At 69.9% G+C, this 21,553-nt stretch carries 20 protein-coding genes; 16 read left to right on the top strand and 4 right to left on the bottom strand.

Going from position 1 to position 21,553, the window contains the following annotated elements; genetic code table 11:
- The first annotated feature begins 73 nt into the window (after positions 1 to 73).
- The 4 genes from ABZ374_RS05425 to ABZ374_RS05410 all read left to right on the top strand — a co-directional run bounded on the left by ABZ374_RS05425 (position 74) and on the right by ABZ374_RS05410 (position 4,385).
- Positions 74 to 922, top strand: a complete 849-nt coding sequence (locus ABZ374_RS05425; protein WP_360306389.1) for a putative RNA methyltransferase — start codon at positions 74 to 76, stop codon at positions 920 to 922.
- Positions 923 to 1,051: 129 nt separating this feature from the next.
- Positions 1,052 to 1,756, top strand: coding sequence for an HAD family phosphatase (locus ABZ374_RS05420; protein WP_360306386.1), 705 nt, complete (start codon positions 1,052 to 1,054; stop codon positions 1,754 to 1,756).
- 581 nt (positions 1,757 to 2,337) lie between these two features.
- A complete protein-coding gene (locus ABZ374_RS05415; RefSeq protein WP_360306383.1) occupies positions 2,338 to 3,711 on the top strand; it encodes a sensor histidine kinase in 1,374 nt (457 codons plus the stop codon).
- Positions 3,708 to 4,385, top strand: a complete 678-nt coding sequence (locus tag ABZ374_RS05410) for a response regulator transcription factor (RefSeq protein ID WP_020552051.1) — start codon at positions 3,708 to 3,710, stop codon at positions 4,383 to 4,385. The genes ABZ374_RS05415 and ABZ374_RS05410 overlap by 4 nt, the downstream gene beginning before the upstream one ends.
- A 37-nt stretch (positions 4,386 to 4,422) precedes the next feature.
- Here ABZ374_RS05410 and ABZ374_RS05405 read toward each other — a convergent pair whose 3' ends face one another.
- On the bottom strand, positions 4,423 to 5,370 hold the full coding sequence (locus ABZ374_RS05405) for a PD-(D/E)XK nuclease family protein (RefSeq protein ID WP_360306380.1): 948 nt from the start codon (positions 5,368 to 5,370) through the stop codon (positions 4,423 to 4,425).
- A gap of 137 nt (positions 5,371 to 5,507) precedes the next feature.
- On the opposite strand from ABZ374_RS05405, the gene ABZ374_RS05400 reads away from it, so the two are divergent.
- A complete protein-coding gene (locus ABZ374_RS05400) occupies positions 5,508 to 6,947 on the top strand; it encodes a cellulase family glycosylhydrolase (protein WP_360306377.1) in 1,440 nt (479 codons plus the stop codon).
- 46 nt (positions 6,948 to 6,993) lie between these two features.
- Here ABZ374_RS05400 and ABZ374_RS05395 read toward each other — a convergent pair whose 3' ends face one another.
- Positions 6,994 to 8,169: a site-2 protease family protein gene (locus ABZ374_RS05395; RefSeq protein ID WP_360306374.1), complete on the bottom strand. Its 1,176-nt coding sequence runs from the start codon at positions 8,167 to 8,169 to the stop codon at positions 6,994 to 6,996.
- Between the two features lie 95 nt (positions 8,170 to 8,264).
- Here ABZ374_RS05395 and ABZ374_RS05390 point away from each other — a divergent pair, with 95 nt between their 5' ends.
- Both ABZ374_RS05390 and ABZ374_RS05385 read left to right on the top strand, forming a co-directional pair.
- Entirely contained in the window at positions 8,265 to 9,173 is a 909-nt protein-coding gene (locus ABZ374_RS05390; RefSeq protein ID WP_360306371.1) for a tRNA (adenine-N1)-methyltransferase, read from the top strand.
- Between the two features lie 80 nt (positions 9,174 to 9,253).
- Positions 9,254 to 10,018, top strand: coding sequence for a hypothetical protein (locus tag ABZ374_RS05385; RefSeq protein WP_360306368.1), 765 nt, complete (start codon positions 9,254 to 9,256; stop codon positions 10,016 to 10,018).
- Between the two features lie 33 nt (positions 10,019 to 10,051).
- On the opposite strand, the gene ABZ374_RS05380 is transcribed toward ABZ374_RS05385, so the two are convergent.
- Positions 10,052 to 10,339, bottom strand: a complete 288-nt coding sequence (locus tag ABZ374_RS05380; protein ID WP_360306365.1) for a ferredoxin — start codon at positions 10,337 to 10,339, stop codon at positions 10,052 to 10,054.
- A gap of 223 nt (positions 10,340 to 10,562) precedes the next feature.
- On the opposite strand from ABZ374_RS05380, the gene arc reads away from it, so the two are divergent.
- The 6 genes from arc to prcA all read left to right on the top strand — a co-directional run bounded on the left by arc (position 10,563) and on the right by prcA (position 16,699).
- Positions 10,563 to 12,329, top strand: coding sequence for a proteasome ATPase (arc, locus tag ABZ374_RS05375; protein ID WP_360306362.1), 1,767 nt, complete (start codon positions 10,563 to 10,565; stop codon positions 12,327 to 12,329).
- A gap of 220 nt (positions 12,330 to 12,549) precedes the next feature.
- Entirely contained in the window at positions 12,550 to 14,055 is a 1,506-nt protein-coding gene (gene dop, locus ABZ374_RS05370) for a depupylase/deamidase Dop (RefSeq protein ID WP_360306359.1), read from the top strand.
- Between the two features lie 175 nt (positions 14,056 to 14,230).
- A complete protein-coding gene (locus tag ABZ374_RS05365; RefSeq protein WP_360306356.1) occupies positions 14,231 to 14,440 on the top strand; it encodes a ubiquitin-like protein Pup in 210 nt (69 codons plus the stop codon).
- A 6-nt stretch (positions 14,441 to 14,446) separates the two neighbouring features.
- Positions 14,447 to 15,052 carry an endonuclease VII domain-containing protein gene (locus tag ABZ374_RS05360; protein WP_360306354.1) on the top strand — a complete coding sequence of 202 codons (606 nt, stop codon included), beginning with the start codon at positions 14,447 to 14,449 and terminating at the stop codon, positions 15,050 to 15,052.
- Positions 15,004 to 15,849: a proteasome subunit beta gene (gene prcB, locus ABZ374_RS05355; protein ID WP_360306352.1), complete on the top strand. Its 846-nt coding sequence runs from the start codon at positions 15,004 to 15,006 to the stop codon at positions 15,847 to 15,849. Before ABZ374_RS05360 ends, prcB begins: the two co-directional genes overlap by 49 nt.
- Before the next feature lie 64 nt (positions 15,850 to 15,913).
- On the top strand, positions 15,914 to 16,699 hold the full coding sequence (gene prcA / locus ABZ374_RS05350; RefSeq protein WP_360306350.1) for a proteasome subunit alpha: 786 nt from the start codon (positions 15,914 to 15,916) through the stop codon (positions 16,697 to 16,699).
- A 71-nt stretch (positions 16,700 to 16,770) separates the two neighbouring features.
- Here prcA and ABZ374_RS05345 read toward each other — a convergent pair whose 3' ends face one another.
- Positions 16,771 to 17,793: a LacI family DNA-binding transcriptional regulator gene (locus ABZ374_RS05345; RefSeq protein ID WP_360306348.1), complete on the bottom strand. Its 1,023-nt coding sequence runs from the start codon at positions 17,791 to 17,793 to the stop codon at positions 16,771 to 16,773.
- A gap of 155 nt (positions 17,794 to 17,948) precedes the next feature.
- Between ABZ374_RS05345 and ABZ374_RS05340 the strand changes: the two genes are divergently transcribed.
- The 3 genes from ABZ374_RS05340 (at position 17,949) to ABZ374_RS05330 (ending at position 21,548) form a co-directional block, all read left to right on the top strand.
- A complete protein-coding gene (locus ABZ374_RS05340; protein ID WP_360306346.1) occupies positions 17,949 to 19,178 on the top strand; it encodes an MFS transporter in 1,230 nt (409 codons plus the stop codon).
- A gap of 9 nt (positions 19,179 to 19,187) precedes the next feature.
- Positions 19,188 to 20,549, top strand: coding sequence for a Pup--protein ligase (gene pafA, locus ABZ374_RS05335; RefSeq protein ID WP_360306344.1), 1,362 nt, complete (start codon positions 19,188 to 19,190; stop codon positions 20,547 to 20,549).
- A gap of 162 nt (positions 20,550 to 20,711) precedes the next feature.
- Positions 20,712 to 21,548 (top strand): ATP-binding cassette domain-containing protein, encoded by an 837-nt coding sequence (locus ABZ374_RS05330; protein ID WP_360306342.1) that lies wholly within the window; start codon positions 20,712 to 20,714, stop codon positions 21,546 to 21,548.
- The last annotated feature ends 5 nt before the right edge of the window (positions 21,549 to 21,553 follow it).

Here is a 21,553-nt window from a genome sequence, read left to right as displayed (position 1 = left end):
CCACCACCCCATCCATACCGGCGACGGCCGGGGCCCACCCGCCCCGGCCGCCCCGGCGGCACGAACGAGGCACATGCTCGGCGACGTCGTGGAAACCCTCGCCTGTCCGCACTGCGGCGCGGACCTCGCGCAGGCCGACGCCGGCCTGCGCTGCGCCGCCGGACACACCTTCGACATCGCCCGACAGGGCTACGTCAACCTGCTCACCGGAGCGGGCTCGGTGGGCACCGCCGACACCGCCGCCATGGTCGCCGCCCGCGTCGACTTCCTCGGCGCCGGCCACTACGACCCGATCGGCGACGCACTGGGCACCGCCTGCGCCGACGCGGTGCCCGGAACCCTCGTCGACGTCGGCGCCGGCACCGGACACCACCTCGCCCGCGTGCTCGACACCCAGCCCCAGCGGTACGGGCTGGCCCTGGACATCTCCAAGTACGCGCTGCGCCGAGCCGCCCGCGCCCACCCGCGGCTGGGCGCAGCGGTGTGCGACGCGTGGCGTCCGCTGCCGGTGCGCACCGGCGCCGCAGCCCGGGTGCTCAACGTGTTCGCCCCCCGCAACCCGCCCGAGCTGCACCGCATCCTGGCCGCCGACGGCGCCCTGGTGGTGGTCGCACCCACCGCGGGACACCTGGCCCAACTGGTGCCCGCGCTCGACCTGCTCCAGGTCGACCCGGACAAGCAGGAGCGCATCGACGCCAAACTCGCGCCGTGGTTCACCGTGCGCCGGCGCGAGCGGGTCACCTTCACCATGGCGCTCGACCACACCGCGATCGCCGGCGTGGTGGCGATGGGCCCCAGCGCCTGGCACACCGACCCCACCCGACTACGATCCGCGATCGCCGAGCTGGCCGACCCACTCGCCGTGACCGCTTCGGTCATCGTTTCCGTATACGACCCCGTTCGGCGGTTGCCCCAAGCCTGACGGAGCCGCACAATCGAGGACCCACCGGAGCCGACCGGTGGATGCAACCTCCTGGAGAACCCGCGTGAGGAGATTCACCAACTTCATCCACACCACGATTTCCCGTACCGGGGGAGAGGCGGCCACACGATGACGGCAGCGCTCACGACCACGCCCGGGATCCGCCCGGGCCACGGCCTCGAGGCGGTCCTGTTCGACATGGACGGCACCCTCGTCGACACCGAACGCAACTGGTTCGCCACCGAGACCGCCGTGATGGCCGACCTCGGCTTCACCCTCACCGCGCAACACGCCGAGCACCTGCTCGGCAGCCCGATGGAGCCCGCCGTCGCCTACCTGCTCGCGGTCTCCGGCCTCGACGTCGCGCCCGCCGAGCTCGAACGCCGGATCAACGCCGGCATGGTCGCCGCGCTGCGCGACGGCGTGGACCTGCGCCCCGGCGCCAAGCGGCTGCTCGCCGAGGTCGACGAGGCCGGCGTGCCCTGCGCGCTGGTCACCGCCTCGCAACGGGTCATCGTGGACGCGGTGCTGCCCTCGATCGGCGCCCACCACTTCCGCTTCACCCTGGCCGGCGACGAGATCGCCCGCACCAAGCCGCACCCCGACCCGTACCTGACCGCGGCCCGCCGGCTTGGCGCGCACCCGTGGGCCTGCGTGGTCGTCGAGGACTCACCCACCGGCATCGCCTCCGGCGAGGCGGCCGGCTGCGCGGTCCTGGCGGTGCCCAGCATGACGCCGATCCCGCCCGCGCCGACGCGCACCGTCGTGGAATCCCTCGAAGAGGTCGACCTCGACTTCCTGGGCGAACTGGCCCGGGCCCGCGTCGCCCGCTGAGCCCGAACGGCCGGCCGCCGCGCCCGTCGAGCGCGGCGGGCCACCCGCCGCCGGGGGGCACAAACGGGTGGGAGCGGACGGGCCCGAAGGCCCGCCCGCTCCCACATCCCCGTGTTTCCCCCGTACTGCGTTCCCCCGGTACTACATTTCCCCGTGCAACTGCGTTTCCCCGTGTACTGCCATTCCCCCGTGCCGGAGCCCCCGTGCTCCGACCCGTACTGCTTCCCCGTCGGTTCTGCTCGACCTCCCGGCGGCGGTTTCCCCCGTCCCCGTGACCGCCGAGAGGTCGGCCGTGCTCCGTCCGGACCCAAGGGCCCGAACCCCCGTACTACCCCCGTAGTACAGCCCCGAGGTTCCCGTTCCCGGGTTCCCCGTGTGTTGTCCAGTGTTGGCGATCGGGAAGACCAGGGCTTCAGGGAAGTCCCTCGCGTTCTCCGCATCCCCTTGCCCATCCCGCCAGACCGTTGAGTACGGACCGCGACTCCCTCCGGAGGAGGAGATCGGCCCACCGCTCCTCCCAGGGGACGAGACCGGGCCCCCAGGGGGTCAAAAGCCCCGGCCAGGGGCCCTACCGTAAGGGTGTGCGCGCCGTGACCCCCGACCCGGACACCCCCGCCGGGACCCCAGCCCGACCCGGACCCAGCGATGGCCTGCCCGGGCTCGCCCGAGCACGCGCCTGCCTCGCCGACATCGCCCACGAACTCGACCGCGACGCCCGCCAGCCGTGGCCGCGCCCCGGCGTGCTCGACGTGGCCCTGGTGGTGCTGCTGTCGGTGTTCGCCGTGGGCGGCCTGTACTTCCGCGACCTGGGCATGCGCAACGTCCGCGACCCGGACATCTGGGGCATCCTGCTCGCGTTGCTCACCGCCGTCCCACTGCTGTGGCGCGGGGCCCACTCGCTGCGGGTGCTGATCTGGGTCAGCGTCGCCGGGCTGATCCTGGCCGGCGCGCACTACGAGTCCGCCGGGGCCGGACTGGGGCAGATCGTCGCGCTGTACGCGGTCGCCATCGGCCGCTCCCGAGTGCCCGCCGCGGCGGCGCTCGCCTTCACCGAGAGCGCCACCATCGTGTGGCTGGCGCTGCGCGACAGCAACATCGTCTTCCTCGACGTGGTCGCCAACATGGCCGCGATGTTCGCGGTCTGGGCCTTCGCCCGCAGCGTCGGATTCCGGCGCGCCTACACCGCCGAGCTGGAGGCCCGGGCCGACCGCCTGGAGCGCACCCGCGAAGCGGACACCCGCGCGGCGATCGCCGAGGAACGCGGTCGCATCGCCCGCGAACTGCACGACGTGGTCGCGCACCACGTCTCGGTGATGACCGTGCAGGCGTCCGCCGCGCAGCGCATGGTCGCGCGCAACCCGGACCGGGCGAAGGAGGCGATGGCGGCGGTCGAACAGACCGGCCGGGGCGCCCTGGTCGAGATGCGCCGCCTGGTGGGCATCCTGCGCGACACCACCGACGCCGTCGGCGGCCCCAACGAGGGCCACAACGCACCCCAGCCGGGCCTGGACCAACTCGACACGCTGGTCACCCAGGTCCGCGAGGCCGGGCTCCCGGTCGAGCTGTCCCTCGAAGGCGCCCCCTGCGAGCTCCCACCGGGCATCGACCTGGCGGCCTACCGGATCGTCCAGGAAGCCCTCACGAACACGCTCAAGCACGCCGGCCCCGCCGAGGCCAGGGTGCTGCTGCGCTACAGCCGCAGCGAACTGCTGGTGCGCGTCGCCGACGACGGCCGAGGCGGCACCACCGTACCCACCGGCGACCGCACCGGACACGGCCTGCTCGGCATGCGTGAGAGGGTCTCCCTCTACGGTGGACGCCTGTACGCGGGACCGCGGGCCCAGGACGGCTTCGAGGTCCTCGCGCGCATCCCCCTGTCCGCCACGAACACCACCGACACCGCCGCGCCGCCGGACGGTGCCGCCCCCGACCGACTGGAGCAGACCCGCCCATGACGATCCGCGTCATCCTGGTCGACGATCAGCCACTGCTGCGCACCGGCTTCCGGATGATCCTGGAGGCCGAGCCCGACATCGCCGTCGTCGGCGAGGCCGCCGACGGCGAACAGGCCGTCGAACAGGTCCGCGCCCTGCAGCCCGACGTCGTGCTGATGGACATCCGCATGCCCCGCATGGACGGCGTCGAGGCCACCCGGCGGATCGCCGGCTCCGGTCGGGACGGGGAGAACACCGCCCGAGTGCTCGTGCTCACCACGTTCGACCTGGACGAATACGTGGTCGAGGCGCTGCGCGCGGGCGCGAGCGGCTTCCTGCTCAAGGACGTGCCCGCCGACGACCTGGTCACCGCGATCCGGGTGATCGCCGAGGGCGAGGCGCTGCTCGCGCCGAGCATCACCCGGCGACTCCTGGACATGTACGCCGCGCGGCTGCCCTCCGCCGAGGACCCCACCCCCGACACGCTCGCGATGCTCACCGAACGCGAGGTGGAGGTACTGCGGCTGGTCGCGCGCGGGATGTCCAACGCCGAGATCGCCGCCGAGCTCTACGTCAGCGAGACCACGGTCAAGACCCACGTCGGCCACGTGTTGACCAAACTCGGCCTGCGCGACCGGGTCCAGGCCGCCGTCTACGCCTACGAGAGCGGCCTGGTGCGCCCCGGCGCGATCTAGACCCACCCGATCTCCACCAGGATCCGCCGGGCGGGGTCTAGCCGAAGGCGGGAGCCTCCTCGGACGGGCCCCGGGCCGGCACCACCGGCAGCGGATACACCGGGGGTGTGCCACCGAACTCGGGGCACACCTCCCGGTGATCGCACCACCCGCACAACTTGGACTTGCGCGGCAGCCACTCGCCGGTCCGGGTGGCCAGGTCGATCGCCTCCCACAGCGCCCGCAACTTGCGCTCCACCGCGATCAGTTCGCTCTCGTCCGGGTCGTAGGTGATCACGTCGCCGCTGCCCAGATACACGAGCTGCAACCGACGCGGCACCCGCCCGTGCTCGCGCCACAACACCAGCGCGTAGAACTTCATCTGGAACAGCGGCTTGTCCCGGAACATCGGCGACGGCGCCTTGCCCGTCTTGTAGTCCACCACCCGCAGATCGCCCGCCGGCGCCACGTCCAGCCGGTCCACGATCCCGCGCAGCACCAGGCCGTCGTCCAGCGTCGTCTGCACGTAGAGCTCGCGCCGAGCCGGCTCCAGGCGGTTGGGATCCTCCAGCGTGAAGTAGCGCTCGACCAACTCGTCCGCATGCCGCAACCAGGTGCCCAGGCTTGCGGCGTCCTCGCCGAACAACTCGGCCAACTCCGGCCGTTCGGCCAACAACTCGTCCCACGCCGGCCGCACCATGGCCACCGCCCGGGCCGCGGTGCGCTCCCCGCTCGGCAGGTCGAACAGGCGCTCCAGGACGGTGTGCACCACCGTGCCGCGAGTCGCCGCCGCACTCGGCTTCTCCGGCAGCTTGTCGATCACCCGCAGCCGATACAGCAACGGACACTGCATGAAGTCCGCGGCCCGCGACGGCGACAAGGACACCGGCGGCCGCGGGGTCCGCTCGCCGGCCGGAGCGGGCACCACGACGCTCGCGGACTCGGCGGCCGGCTCGGCCGCGGGGGATTCCTCGGCAGGGGTGGTTTCGGAGGGGCTGACGCTCATGCCGACCACCCTAAGCGCGCGCGGCGACACCCTGTGCACCCCAGCGGCCGCAGCCCCTGTCAATCGTCGCTACCGCTCAGTAGAGTCCCGGCACCCGCGAGTCCCAGGCACCCCATCCGCACCTCGACGGAGGTCCCATGCGCGTCCTCACCCGCCCCCGTACGCACGCCGCCGCCGCGCTCGCGGCCGGCCTGCTCCTGGCGAGCCTGCCCGCCCCCGCGTACGCGCACGGCGACCGGCACGGCCGCACGCCGGACAAGGTCACCGTCGGCGATCGCACCTTCATCGCCGACGAGCACGGTCGGGCGGCCCAGTGGCGCGGCTTCAACATCGGCGACAAGGAGCACCGCGGCGCGGACGCGTTCAAGGACGTCACCGAGACCCAGTTCCGCGAACTGTCCGAACGCGGCTTCAACCTGGCCCGGGTGCTCTTCTTCTGGGACGACCTGGAGCCGCGCCCCGGCCGGTACAGCCGCGACTACCTGGCCCGGATCCACAAGATCCTGGGCTGGGCCGACAAGTACCGCGTCAAGGTCGTCCTGGACGCCCACCAGGACATCTACGGGCCGTACTTCAACGACCACCGCGGCAACCCGGAATGGACCACCCGGGACGAGGGCCTGCCCTACGAACCGGTGCCCGGCGACTGGTTCGCCGAGTACTACACCCCGGGCGTGCAGGCCGCGTTCGACCACCTGTACGGGGATCGCGACCTCCGGCGCGCGCACGCCGAGATGTGGATCAAGGTCGCCGCGACCTTCGGCCGACACCCCGCCGTGCTCGGCTACGACCTGATGAACGAACCGATGGGCCGCTTCCGCGACGGCGAGGACATCCCCACCGCCGCCGCCCGGCTCGAATCCACCCAGATCACCGGCATGTGGAACCGGCTCGCCGACGCGATCCGCCTGGTCGACCGCCGCAACTGGATCCTGGTCGAACCCACCCCCGTGGTCGGCCTCGGCCTGCCCACCGCGCTCGGCCCGATCACCGACGACAAGGTCGCCTACGCCCCGCACTTCTACGAGAGCGCGATGGAGACCGGCGCCGACTACGACCCCGACGGCGGCTTCATCGAGAACTACGAGGCCGCGATCGGCGCCTACCCCAAGGCGAACAAGCTCCCGGTGATCGTGGGGGAGTGGGGTCCGCCGGACCAGTCGCTGCCCAACATCCCGCTGTTCTACCGACGAATGACCGCGGCCATGGACCGGTTCGCGAGCGGCTGGGCCGGCTGGCAATGGTGCAACGGCGGCGGCTACTGCACCCTGGACGCCGACGGCCGGATGAAGCCCAACAACAAGCTGCTCGTGCAGCCCTACGCCCGCGCCGTGGCCGGCGACCCGGAGAGCTACCGCTACGACCCGGACACCCGCACCTACACGCTGACCTTCGGCACCCGCCGAGGCGCCGACGGCCCCACCGAGATCGCCCTCCCCAAGGACGTCTACGCCAAGCCCCCGACCATCCGCATCACCGGTCCCGGCCGCACCCACACCGAGACCCGCGACAACACGGCCCGAATCACCACAACCGCCAGCGGCCGCTACACCATCACCATCACCCCGGCACCCTGACCCACCCACCCGGCCCGGCCGGCGCGTGCCGCCGAAAGCCCCGCCCTCAACCCCGCATCATGGCCAAAAACGCATGCTCGACATCCGTCCGGGACAACACCCCGTACACCTCGCCGTCCGACTCCACCACCAGGTACTCACTCGCCGGCGCCGCCCGCATCGCCACCAGCAGATCCTCCCCGGCCAGATCCGCGCCCACCTTCATCCCCGGCACCAGATCCCGCGCCAACGGCCCCACCGCCACCCACGGTCGTCGATGCTCCGGCGTCGCCAACACCGCGGCCTCACGCACCAGCCCGGTCGGTTCGCCGCCCCCGTCCACCACCACCAACCCGCGCGCACCCTCTTCGTGCGCCCGCCGCAGCGCCTCCGACAACGGCACATCCGCCGCCACCGGAATCGCCCGCCGGGTCAACACCCGCACCCGCAACTGCGGCAACCGCTCCCGGAGCCGCTCCGCGCGCAGCGACTGCACCGCACCCGCCCACATGAATCCGGCCACCAACGCACCGAAGATCAACGTGTACGTCCGCGCCCCGGCGTCCGCGCCCAACGACCACACCGCCGCCGCGACCAACACCACCACGGCCAGCACCCGTCCGGCCCAGGACGCCGCGATCGTGCCCGCCAACGGCCGACCGCTGACCCGCCACACCACCGCCCGCAACATCCGGCCACCGTCCAACGGCAACCCCGGCAGCAGATTGAACGCCGCCACCAGCAGATTGGACACCGCCAACAACGCGATCATCCGCCCCGCCAACGTGTCCACGTCCAAGGCCAAGCCGATCACCCAGAACCCGCCACCGAGGACGAGCGACAACGCCGGACCCGCCGCCGACACCAGGAACTCGTGCCGAGCCGTCTCCGGCTTGTCGATCTCGGACACCCCGCCCAGAAACTGGATGGTGATCCGCCGCACCGGCAGGCCCAGCCGCAACGCCGTCACCGCGTGCGCCAACTCGTGCACCAGCACCGACACGTACAACAACACCGCGAAGCCGAACGACAACACGAAGCGCCACGGACCCAGATTCGGGAACAGGCTCTCGAAGGTCGGCGCGAACAACACCGTGATCACCGCGGCGATCACGAACCAGGTCGGCGCGACGTAAACCGGCACCCCGAAGGGGCGCCCCATGAGCAGGCCACGCCTCGGCTCCCGGCGCGGGGCGTCGTCCTGCCGCATCCTGCGTCCCTGCGGCCTGCTCGAATCAGTCACGTCCAAGATGCTATGCAACCGAGTCCGGGTTTGACCCCCACGGGGCCCGCACCCACGCGTCGGAGCGTCGCCCACGACCGACTAGGCTGACCCCCATGTCCGAACCGACCGGTGCCGCGCGCAGGCGCGGACCCTTCCAGGTCGGGGACCAGGTTCAGCTGACCGATCCCAAGGGCCGCCACCACACCTTCACGCTCGAAGCGGGCAAGGCGTTCCACACCCACAAGGGCTCGTTTCAACACGACGCGCTGATCGGCGCTCCCGAAGGGACCGTCGTACGGTCCACCGGGAACACCGACTACCTCGCGCTGCGACCTCTGCTCCCCGACTTCGTCCTGTCCATGCCCCGCGGTGCCGCGGTGATCTACCCGAAGGACGCCGGCCAGATCCTCGCGATGGCCGACATCTTCGCCGGCGCCCGCGTCGTCGAGGCCGGCGTCGGCTCCGGCGCGCTGAGCACCTTCCTGCTCCGCGCCATCGGCGACACCGGGCAGCTCGCCTCCTACGAACGTCGACAGGATTTCGCGGACATCGCCCGCAAGAACGTCGAGCGCTACTTCGGCGCGCCCCACCCCGCGTGGAAGCTCACCGTCGGCGACCTCCAGGACAACCTCGTGGAGACCGGGGTCGACCGGGTGATCCTCGACATGCTCGCGCCCTGGGAATGCCTGGACGCGGTCTACAAGGCACTCGCCCCCGGCGGTCTGGTGTGCTGCTACGTGGCCACCACCACGCAGCTCTCGCGCACCGTGGAGACCATGCGCGTGATGAACTGCTTCACCGAACCGCAGCCGTTCGAGTCGATGGTCCGCTCCTGGCACGTCGAAGGACTCGCGGTCCGCCCCGACCACCGGATGATCGGTCACACCGGCTTCCTGGTCACCGCCCGGCGCCTCGCCGACGGGGTCGAGCCGCCGCTGCGCCGGCGCCGCCCGTCCAAGGGCTCCTACGGCGACGACTACGCCGGCCCCGGCGCGGAATCCGGTGCCCCGCTCGAACCCTGACCCATCGTCAGGCAATGGTTGAGACAAGGCGGGCCGGGACTCTATACCAGGGCCCGGCCCGCCGCATAGGGTCGTCCACCGTGGCGGACGATCACTTCGAGACCCGGCCCGTGCGCGGCGACAGTTCCCGCGGGCTCGTGACCACCGACGCACCACCCGACACCTCCGTGCCCCGGCACGTCGAGGTCCCCGACGTCCGCAACGGCATAGCCTTCGCCACCGCGGCCATCGTGTTCGTGTTCATCGTGGGCGCCGGCCTGGTGATCTGGGCCGCGGCCTCGCTGGACGGGGGTATACCGGGCGTCACCGCGCCCGCCCGACACCGCCCCAACCAGCAGGACCCACCGGCCGCACCGCGCACCCTGCAACCGGGCGAGAACCCCGCGAACACATCGAATCAGGGCCAATCGGTGGGTCACGCCCCCGAAGCGGCCCGGACCGTGCCACTCGCAGGCAGCCGCGGCCGCACCGCGGGCGGGCCGACGGAGGCGGAACTCGCGAACGTCGTGTTCCCGCTCGACTGCCCGGGCGTCGGAACCCGGATCGGGACCGTGTTGACCGATCCCACCGGCCCCACCGTGGTTCGGGTCGAGTGCGCGGCCGGCTCCGGCAGCCCACCCGCCGCGCTGCTGGCCTATGCCGACGCGGACCAGGGTTCACCCCGACTGGTGGCCACCCTGCTCGACACCGACGAGGGCCTCCAGGTGAGCGAGGTCACCCGCAGCGGCGACACGATCACCGCGCGCACCCTGGGCTGGTCCGCGCCGGACGTGCCCCGCTGCTGTCCCGACCTCGCCGGAACACTTCGTTGGCGACTGACTCCACTCGGTGCCGACCGGATCTGACGCGTCGCCAGACACCGGTGTACGAAGCGGAATTCAGGCCACGTCCGGGCCATACACCTCGACGCCGTCGGAAACCCGACGCATGTGGATGCATTCTCCCGGACACTTGCGTGTGGCGTCGATCACTTCCACGAGCAGCGGCCCGGGCACCGGGACCACCGCGCCCGGCTCGGTACGCAGCTCGTCGTCGGCACCCTTGACGTACGCCAACCCGTCGATGTCCAGCTCGAAGACCTCGCGCGCGTATTGCACGCAGATGCCGTCCCCGGTGCAGAGATCCTGATCGATCCAGACCTCGAGAGGTTCGTTTTCTGCGGACATGGGCCTCACTCTTCACCGATTCGTATCGACACGCGCCCGACAGACCCTACTCGCGCCTGCTTCCCGACGTGGTGAGGTGGGTATCTGATCCTCACAAGCGTGGGGGCAATCGCACGGGTGAAGATCGGACACGCCCGGACAGTCTTGCTGATCAAGGGGTTTCAACCCCTCCTGCCGTAGGTAGGGTCGGAGACGTCGCAGCTCCCAGGAGGAGGTGAGGGCCGTGGCAGTCCACGACGACGACATGAACCGTGGTGGGAGGCCGGCTCGGGGTACGGACGACCTCGTAAGCCAGGTTTCTTTTCTAGAGCAGGAAGTCGCCGTCCTGCGTCGCAAGCTCGCCGACTCACCGCGCCAGAGCCGTTTGCTCGAGGAGCGGGTCGTCGACCTTCAGACGTCCTTGGCCGGAATGACCACACAGAACGAGCGATTGGTCGCGACCTTGAGGGAGGCCCGCGACCAGATCGTGGCCCTCAAGGAGGAAGTGGACCGACTCGCCCAACCCCCCTCGGGGTTCGGCGTGTTCCTACAGGCCAACGAGGACGGCACGGCGGACATCTTCACCGGCGGGCGCAAGCTCCGGGTGAACGTCAGCCCCAACATCGAACTCGACGAACTCCGGCGTGGCCAGGAGGTCATGCTCAACGAGGCCATGAACGTGGTCGACGCGATGGAGTTCGAGCGCGTCGGCGACGTGGTGATGCTCAAGGAGCTGCTGGAGGACGGCGAACGAGCGCTGGTCATCGGGCACACCGACGAGGAGCGCGTGGTGCGCCTCGCCGAACCGCTCCTGGACTCCCCGCTGCGTGCGGGGGACTCGTTGCTGCTCGATTCGCGATCGGGCTACGTCTACGAGCGGGTGCCCAAGAGCGAGGTCGAGGAACTGGTCCTCGAAGAGGTTCCGGACATCGACTACACCAAGATCGGCGGTCTGCGGAACCAGATCGAGATGATCCGGGACGCGGTCGAGCTGCCCTACCTGCACCCCGACCTGTTCAAGGAGCACGAGCTCCGTCCGCCCAAGGGCATCCTGCTCTACGGCCCTCCCGGCTGCGGCAAGACGTTGATCGCCAAGGCGGTCGCCAACTCGCTCGCGAAGAAGGTCGCCGAGGCCCAGGGCAACGAACAGGGCAAGAGCTACTTCCTCAACATCAAGGGCCCCGAGCTGCTCAACAAGTACGTCGGCGAGACCGAGCGGCACATCCGCCTGGTCTTCCAACGGGCGCGGGAGAAGGCCAGCGAGGGCACGCCCGTCATCGTCTTCTTCGACGAGATGGACTCGCTCTTCCGCACCCGAGGATCGGGCGTCAGCTCGGACGTGGAAAACACCATCGTCCCGCAGCTCCTGTCCGAGATCGACGGCGTGGAGGGCCTGGAGAACGTCATCGTGATCGGCGCCTCCAACCGCGAGGACATGATCGACCCGGCCATCCTGCGGCCGGGGCGGCTCGACGTGAAGATCAAGATCGAGCGTCCGGACGCCGAGGCGGCCAAGGACATCTTCGCCAAGTACCTCAAGGTCTCGCTGCCGCTGCACGACGACGATCTGGTGGAACACGGCGGCAACCGGGCCGCCACCGTCACCGGCATGATCCAGGTCGCCGTGGAGCGGATGTACTCGGAGAACGACGAGAACCGCTTCCTGGAGGTCACCTACGCCAACGGTGACAAGGAGACCCTGTACTTCAAGGACTTCAACTCCGGCGCGATGATCGAGAACATCGTGGGCCGCGCGAAGAAGATGGCGATCAAGGACTTCCTGGAGCACCGCCAGAAGGGCATCCGGGTGGCCCACCTGCTCGCCGCGTGCGTCGACGAGTTCAAGGAGAACGAGGACCTGCCCAACACCACCAACCCCGACGACTGGGCGCGGATCTCCGGCAAGAAGGGCGAGCGGATCGTCTACATCCGCACTCTGGTCTCGGGCAAGCAGGGCGACGAGGCCGGGCGCTCCATCGACACCGTGGCCAACACCGGTCAGTACCTCTGATCCCGATCGAGTACCGATTGACCACCGACACCGCGGCCCGTGTTCAGGTCGAACACGGGCCGCGGCGCCGTTCCGGGACGACATTTCCGCACAGGGCAATAGTTCCGGCCGTATCCCCAAGGCAATCCAACGGCAATAGGCTCGGCAGCATGACCAGGGTGTACCCGGACCACGGTGAGTGTGGATCGGGTACCGGCCGGGTGAGGGACGAGGGGGTCGCATGACCGTCCGGCGTGTGATGGGCATTGAAACCGAGTACGGGATCTCCGTACCCGGGCATCCGAACGCCAACGCGATGTTGACGTCTTCCCAGATCGTGAACGCGTACGCCGCAGCGATGCAGCGGGCCCGCCGGGCCCGCTGGGACTTCGAGGAGGAAAACCCGCTGCGCGACGCGCGCGGGTTCGACCTCGCGCGCGAACTGGCCGACTCGAGCCAGTTGACCGACGAGGACGTCGGCCTCGCCAATGTGATCCTGACAAACGGGGCTCGGCTCTACGTCGACCACGCCCACCCGGAGTACAGCGCGCCCGAGACCACCAATCCGCGCGACGCGGTGATCTGGGACAAGGCCGGCGAACGCATCATGGCCGAGGCCGCCCGGCGGGCCGGCGAGTTGCCCGGCGGGCAGCAGATCCTGCTGTACAAGAACAACACCGACAACAAGGGCGCCTCCTACGGCACGCACGAGAACTACCTCATGCAGCGCGCCACGCCGTTCGCCGACATCGTTCGACACCTGACCCCGTTCTTCGTCTCCCGCCAGGTGATCTGCGGCGCGGGTCGGGTCGGCATCGGCCAGGACGGCTCCGCGCACGGCTTCCAGATCAGCCAGCGGGCGGACTACTTCGAGGTCGAGGTCGGCCTGGAGACCACGCTCAAGCGGCCGATCATCAACACCCGCGACGAGCCGCACGCGGACGCCGAGAAGTATCGGCGCCTGCATGTGATCATCGGCGACGCCAACCTGTCCGAGGTGTCCACCTACCTCAAGCTCGGCACCACCGCGTTGGTCCTGTCGATGATCGAGGATCGTTTCCTCGGCAACGACCTGACCGTGGACCAGCCCGTGCGCACGCTGCACGAGGTTTCCCACGACCCCACCCTCAAGCAGCTGATCACGCTGCGCAACGGCCGCAAGCTGACCGCGATCCAGCTTCAGCTCGAATATCTGGAGCTGGCCCGCAAGTACGTCGAGAACCGGTTCGGCACCGACGTCGACGAGGACACCACCGACGTGCTCGACCGCTGGGAGTCGGTGCTGGCCCGGCTGGAGACCGATCCGATGTCGCTCTCGCGCGAGTTGGACTGGGTGGCCAAGCTGCAGCTCCTGGAGGGCTACCGGCAGCGCGACGCGCTGGACTGGGACGCGCCCAGGCTGCACCTGGTCGACCTCCAGTACGCGGACGTACGGCCGGACAAGGGCCTGTACAACAAGCTGGAGGACCGTTTCGAGCGGATCGCCGGCGAGGCGGAGGTGCAGCGCGCCGTGCACCTGCCGCCGGAGGACACCCGGGCCTACTTCCGCGGTCGATGTCTGGAGCAGTACGCCGACGAGGTCGCCGCCGCGTCGTGGGATTCGGTGATCTTCGACGTGGAGGGTCACGACTCGCTCCAGCGGGTACCCACCCTGGAACCGCTGCGCGGGACGAAGGCCCACGTGAAGGACCTGCTCGACCGTTGCCGCACAGCCGAGGATCTGGTCCGCGCCCTCACGGGTGGGTGACCTCGTTCGTTCGCGGGAACAAAGCGAATGAACGGATAAATCCCGTTCCGGAACACCTGGCATCCGACACTCGTTGGCACTTACACCCCCGATCCTTCGGGATCGGGGGTGTGGATGCTCCGAGGAATGGATAGGCACCGGTTCAAGGAAATGATCACAAGGTGGGGTGAGCTACATGGCCACTAAGGACAGCGGCGGTCAACAGCGCGCGACTAAGCGCTCGGAAGAGGTCGACGAGACCACTACCGAGGCGCAGTCCGACGTGCAGGAACGACACGAGAAGTTGACGGACGATGTCGACTCGGTATTGGACGAAATCGACGAGGTGCTCGAGGAGAATGCTGAGGAATTCGTTCGGGGATTTGTCCAAAAGGGTGGAGAATAGTAGCAAATGTCCGATTTGAAATCGGGCAAGAATTGCCCTGACTGCAAGGGATGGAAGCCCGCTCGGGACTTCGGCTCCAACGCGACAAGTCCCGACGGGCTTTCATTCTATTGCCTTGAGTGCAATAGGAGGCGGGCGGCGCACTCGTATCGCGCCAGGCGCGAGCGTGCGGGTTTCAAGGTGCGCCCGAAGGTTGATGTGCCGGTGGGGCACAAGCGTTGTCCGAAGTGTGAGCAGATCAAACCGCATTCGGAATGGCATAAAAGCTCCCGACAATGGGACGGTCTCGCGGCGCGCTGCAAATCGTGTCGTAAAGTCGACGGTCGAGCCGGATACTTCATGCGCAAATACGGTCTCACCGAGGCCGACCTGCAGGGCATGCTCGCCGACCAAATGGGCGTATGTCCGATCTGCCAGTCCACCAAGCCCGAACACGTCGATCATGATCACGAAAGCGGTAGGGTCCGAGCCGTACTCTGCTTCAACTGCAATGCCGCACTGGGCATGTTCAAGGATCGACCCGACGCGTTGCGCCGGGCCGCAACCTATGTGGAAGGGATCGTGTGGAAGCCAACACTCGTGGCACCGGGCGTCTACCGGCTGCCTTCCTGACCCCCGGGTCGTCCTCGTTCGCCGAATTTCTCGACGCCTACCGGCCCGAACTGTTGCCCGCGCGTAGGACGCCTCCGGTGCAGCCCGTGACGATCGAGGCGCCGCACGGCACGACGATCGTGACCGCGACGTTCGACGGTGGCGTGGTGATGGCCGGCGACCGGCGGGCCACGATGGGGAACCTGATCGCACAGCGGGACATCGAGAAGGTGTTCCCGGCCGACGATTACTCGGTCGTGGGCATCGCCGGCACCGCCGGCCTCGCGGTCGAGATGATCCGGCTGTTTCAGGTCGAGCTGGAGCACTACGAGAAGATCGAGGGCACCACGCTGTCCCTCGAGGGCAAGGCCAACCGGCTGTCGCAGATGATCCGCGGCAATCTCGGAATGGCCATGCAGGGTCTCGCGGTGGTGCCGCTGTTCGCCGGTTACGACGTCGACGGCGGGACCGGGCGGATCTTCAGCTACGACATCACCGGTGGCCGATCCGAGGAGCACGGCTTCCACTCGGTGGGCTCGGGCTCGCTGTTCGCCCGAGGCGCGTTGAAGAAGCTGTACCGCCCCCGGCTGAACGCCGACGACATCGTCACGGTGTGCATCCAGGCGCTCTACGACGCGGCCGACGACGACTCCGCCACGGGTGGGCCGGACCTGACCCGGCGGATCTTCCCGGTGGTGACCCTGGTGACCGAGGACGGCATCCGCCGGCTCTCCTCGGAAGAGGTCGGCGAGATCGTCCGCGCCGTGGTCGACGCCCGGATGGACGACCCCAACGGCCCGACCGCGCCGCTGACGTGACGCCGATGTCGAGGACCCGACCAGCCGACCCATCGAGACCGGCTTCGACGAAAAGGACTCCACGGTGACGACGCCTTTCTATGTGTCGCCGCAGCAGGCCATGGCGGACCGGGCCGACTATGCCCGCAAGGGCATCGCCCGCGGCCGCAGTGTGGTCGTGCTGACCTACGCGGACGGCATCCTGTTCGTGGCGGAGAACTACTCTCGCGCCCTGCACAAGATCAGTGAGATCTACGACCGCATCGCGTTCGCCGCGGTGGGCAAGTACAACGAGTTCGAGAACCTGCGGATCGGCGGCGTGCGCTACGCCGACATCCGCGGCTACTCGTACGCGCGCAACGACGTCACCGCCCGCGGCCTGGCGAACGTGTACGCCCAGACGTTGGGCACGATCTTCTCCAGCGGTGGTGAGAAGCCGTACGAGGTGGAGCTGATCGTCGCCGAGGTCGGCAGCGCGCCCGAGGACGACCAGATCTATCGGCTCACCTACGACGGCTCGGTGGCCGACGAGCACAACTACGTCGCCATGGGCGGCAACGTCGAGCAGATCACCGAGCAGCTCAAGCGCCACCACCGCGAGGGGCTCACCCTCGAGGCCGCGCTCAAGGTCGCGGTGGACGCGCTCTCGCGCGACGGCGTGGGCGAGAAGCGCTCGATCACGGCCTCGCAGTTGGAGGTCGCCACGCTGGATCGCACCCGGCCGCAGCAGCGCAAGTTCAAGCGTCTGGTGGGCGGTCGGTTGACCCGCCTGCTCGGCGAGGCGGAGCCGGCCGCCGAGCCGGCCGAGGCCGATGCGGAAGGGGCGGCCGAGACCGCGCCCGAGGCCACGCCGGAGACCGGCGAGGAGTAGTCCCGCGCACGTCACAGGGCCCGCGTACCGCGTCGGTGCGCGGGCCCTGACGCGCGTGCGTCGGGTTCGGTTCAGCCGGACGCCGGGGGCGCGGTCGAGCCGCGGACGAGCAGTTCGCCGGGCAGCACCACGTCCGGGCCCGCGTCGCCGGTGTCCAGCAGGTCGAGCAGCGCGGTCATGCCGCGCGCGCCCAGTTCGACGGCGGGCAGGCACACGGTGGTCAGTTCCGGCTCGACCACGCGGGCGTAGCGCAGGTCGCCGAAGCCGGTGACGGACACGTCCCGGGGCACCCGGCGGCCGAGCGCGCGGGCCGCCTTGTAGGCGCCGGCCGCCTGGAGGTCGTCGTCGCACACCAGCACGGTGGGCCGGGCCGGCGAGGCGAGCAGCGCCAGGGCCGCCGTGCGCCCGCCGTCCAGGGTCAGCGGCGCGTGCGCCTCGGCGACCACCTCGGCGGGCCCGAGCGCGGCGCGGAAGGCCTCGTCCCGGGCCCGGAAGGTCCAGCTCTGCACGGCGGAGCGCAGCCGGGCGACCCGGCGGTGGCCCAGGTCGACCAGGTATTCGGCGAGTGCCCGCATGCCGTCGGCGACGTCGTCGTTCACGGTCGGCACGCCACGCCCGGGTTCGCTGTCCAGCATCACCAGCGGCAGGTCCTCGGTGCCGGGTCCGGCCGAGCGCAGCACGTCCAGCGGTTCGGCGGCCATCGAGGAGGCCAGCACGCCGTCGATGGCGGCCGAGGAGAACGGGTTCGGGGTCAGGTCGACGCCGTCGCGGGTGGGGTAGACCACCACGCCGAAGTCGCGCTCGGCCGCGACCTGTGCGGCCCCGGTGTGCACGGCGCCGAAGAACGGCGAGGTGAGCACGGGTACGACGAGCATCACCGTGTGCGTCCGGCCCAGCCGCAACGAGCGGGCCGAGGTGTTGGGCCGGTAGCCCAGAGCCGAGGCCGCGTCGCGGACCGCCTCGACGGTGGTGGCGGAGACCCGGCCGCGCCATTTGTCGGCGAGTACCAGGGACACGGTGGACTGCGACACGCCGGCGTGTTTGGCGACGTCCTTGCTGGTCGGACGGCCGGCGGGGGGCTGGGGCGACGGCAAGGGGACCTCGGGCGGTGTCGGGGACGGTGCGGGCCCAGCGTAGAACCCGCTTGCCATCGGGTCGGCCCGACGGCACAGTGGTGATCGGGAGTCATACGTATGACTGAATAATCATCGGAGCGTGCCGGCCGGGGCACGGGAGGGCGGTACCGCGCATGCGGACCTATCTGGACCTGCTTCGGGTGCCGTATGCGGCGCGGCTGCTCGGCGGCACGTTGCTCGGGCGATTGCCGAACGGCATGGGCGCGTTGGCGGTGTTGTTGCTGGTGCGCGCGGACGGCGGCGGCTACGGGCTCGCGGGCGTGTTGTCCGCGGTCTACGGCCTGGCCACCGCGGCCGGGCAGCCGGTGCTGGGCCGGTGGATGGATCGGCGCGGCCAGACCGGCGTGTTGCTCGGCTCGGCGCTGGTCTCGGCGCTGGCCTACGCGGTCTTCGCGCTGGTGGGCGCGCATCCGTTGCCGCTCGCGGTGGGCGCGGTGCTGGTCGCCGGTTTCACCACGCCGCCCCTGGAGGCGGGGCTGCGCGCGTTGTGGCCCTCGGTGCTCACGCCCGAGCGGGTGCAGGCGGCGTACGCCCTGGACGCCGCGGCGCAGGAGATCCTGTTCACCGTGGGGCCGCTGATCGTGGTGGTCGTGGTGCAACTCGCCTCGGCGCAGTGGGCCGTGTTGCTGACCGGGCTGATCGGGGTGGCGGGCACGGTGGTCGTGGCCACCGCGCGGCCCTCCCGGGTCTGGCGCGGCGAGCAGCACACCCCGCACTGGGCGGGCGCGCTGCGTTCGGCCGGCCTGCGGGTGGTCCTGGTCGCGTTCACCTTGGCCGGTATCGCGCTGGGTGTGCTCAGCGTCGCGGCCGTGGCCTACGCGGACCACGAGGGCTCCGGCGCGCTGTCCGGGGTGTTCCTGGCGGCGATGTCGTTCGGTGCGCTGTTGGGCGGTCTGGTGCACGGGGTGCGGGCCTGGCAGACCCCGCCGGCCCGGCGGTTGTTGTGGTTCATGTGCTGGCTGACGGTGTGTTACCTGCCGCTGATCGCGGTGCCCGGGCCGTGGCTGATGGTGCCGCTCGCGGTGCTCTCCGGGGTGTTCCTGGCGCCGGCGATCGCGTGCGTGTTCACCCTGATCGACGAGTTGGCGCCACGCGGCACGGTGACCGAGGCGTTCGCGTGGCTGGTGGCGGCGATCGGGGCGGGTTCGGCACTGGGCATGGGACTGGCCGGCTGGGCCGGCGAAGTGGCCGGCGCGCGGGGCGCGTTCGCGGTCGCGAGCGTCGGCGCGGGGCTCGGATTGCTGGTATTGCTGGCCGGTCGGGGCCGGCTGATTTCAAACGTGATCCATTTGGTGGAAACCACCGACGCGGAGTTGTCCCGGAACGGCACGTCGTCGGCGTAATGTTGCCGCATGGACCGCCGCATCTTCGGGCTGGAGAACGAGTACGGCGTCACCTGTACGTTCCGGGGGCAGCGCAGGCTCTCCCCGGACGAGGTGGCGCGGTACCTCTTCCGCCGAGTCGTTTCGTGGGGCCGAAGCAGCAATGTCTTCCTACGCAATGGGGCCCGGCTGTATCTGGACGTGGGCAGCCACCCCGAATACGCGACGCCCGAGTGCGACTCGGTGCCGGAGCTTGTCGTGCACGACAAGGCCGGTGAGCGCATTCTCGAGGGCCTCCTCGTCGACGCCGAACGGCGGCTGCACGAAGAGGGCATCGCGGGCGACGTGTATCTCTTCAAGAACAACACCGATTCCGCCGGCAACTCCTACGGTTGCCACGAGAACTATCTGGTGGCGCGGCACGGGGAATTCTCCCGGCTCGCCGATGTGCTCATCCCGTTCCTGGTGACCCGTCAGATGTTGTGCGGCGCGGGCAAGGTGCTGCAGACACCGCGTGGTGCGGTGTACTGCGTCAGCCAGCGTGCCGAGCACATTTGGGAAGGCGTCAGTTCGGCCACGACCCGTTCCCGTCCGATAATCAACACGCGCGACGAACCGCATGCCGACGCCGAGCGCTATCGGCGGCTGCATGTGATCGTCGGCGACTCCAACATGGCCGAGCCCACCACGCTGCTCAAGGTCGGTTCCACCGATCTGGTGCTGCGGATGATCGAGGCCGGCATCGTGATGCGGGACCTGACCCTGGAGAACCCGATCCGGGCCATCCGCGAGGTCAGTCACGACATGACCGGTTCCCGCAAGGTCCGGCTCGCCAACGGCCGCGAGGCCAGCGCGCTGGACATCCAGCGGGAATACCTGACCAAGGCGCAGGAGTTCGCGGACCGCCGGGGCATTCGCACCGGCACCGTGGAGAAGGTGCTCGATCTGTGGGAGCGCACGCTCGACGCGATCGACTCCGGCAACCTGGACCTGGTCGGGCGCGAGATCGACTGGGTGATCAAGTATCAGTTGATCGAGCGGTATCGGGCCAAGCACAACCTGCCCATGTCCTCGCCGAGGGTCGCCCAGATCGACCTCGCCTACCACGACATCCACCGGCGCCGCGGTCTCTACTACCTGATGGAGAGACGCGGGCAGATCGAACGGATCGGCAACGATCTGAAGATCTTCGAGGCGAAATCGCTGCCGCCACAGACCACTCGGGCGCGACTGCGCGGCGAGTTCATCAAGAAGGCCCAGGAGCAGCGGCGCGACTTCACCGTCGACTGGGTGCATCTCAAGCTCAACGACCAGGCGCAGCGCACCGTGCTGTGCAAGGACCCGTTCCGGTCGGTGGACGACCGGGTGGAGAAGTTGATCGCCAGCATGTGAATCGCCGGCACCCACCGGCCACCATCCGCACGCGCACACCGACGATGATCGGCGACCGGCGTTCTCGACCCGCGCCGGCGGCATGCGGCCACGGATGAGACGAATCGCTCTCCCGCCCCCTCCCGACGTCGGGAGCGGGCGGGCGAGTGGCATGCTGGCTCGATGGTCGATACACCTACATGGGACATCGCTCCACCCGTCTTCGAGCTCGACGCGGTGGATGTGTGGGCGCACGGGCCCGGCGGACGCACGGACATGCTCGTCGGCGTGGACTGGACGGTCCGCGAGGGCGAGCGCTGGGCGCTGCTGGGACACAACGGCGCGGGCAAGAGCACGATCCTGGCGCTCGCGGGCGCACTGCGTTTTCCCGGCAACGGTGCGGTGACCGTGCTGGGCAAGCGGCTGGGCCGGGTGGACGTGCGCGAGGTGCGGGCCCAGGTGGGCGCCGTCAACGCGGCACTGCGCATCCCCGAATACCTGACGGTGACCGACTACGTGCTCACCGGGGCGAGTGGCACGGTGCAGCCGTTGTACGGCAGGTACGGGCCGGCCGAGCGGGGTCGGGCCGCCGAGTTGATCGCGTTGCTGGGCCTGGAACGGCTGGCGCAGCGCGAGATCGCGGTGTGTTCGCAGGGCGAGCGTGGTCGGGCCCGGATCGCCCGGGCGCTGATGCCGGATCCGCGACTGCTGCTCCTGGACGAGCCGGCCAACGCGCTGGACCTGCCCAGCCGCGAGGAACTCCTGGAGGCGATCGACTCGCTGACCCGCGAGTATCCGCGGCTGACCCTGGTGATCGTCACCCATCACCTGGAGGAATTGCCCAGCGCGGTGACCCACGCGCTGCTGCTGCGCCGCGGCGCGACCGTGGCGGCAGGGCCGGCCCACGAGGTGATGACGGACGCCAACCTGAGCGAGTGTTTCGGCATCCCGCTGTCGGTCAGCGGCGAGGACGGCCGGTGGGCCGCGCGGCTCAAGCGACCCGGCCGCGAGGTTGCCTGAACGCG

Origin of the sequence: Embleya sp. NPDC005971, from assembly GCF_040629175.1 — a bacterium.
GTDB lineage: Bacteria > Actinomycetota > Actinomycetes > Streptomycetales > Streptomycetaceae > Embleya.
The sequence above is the reverse complement of the archived record's forward strand: the minus strand, read 5'-3'. Positions and strand labels throughout refer to the sequence as shown.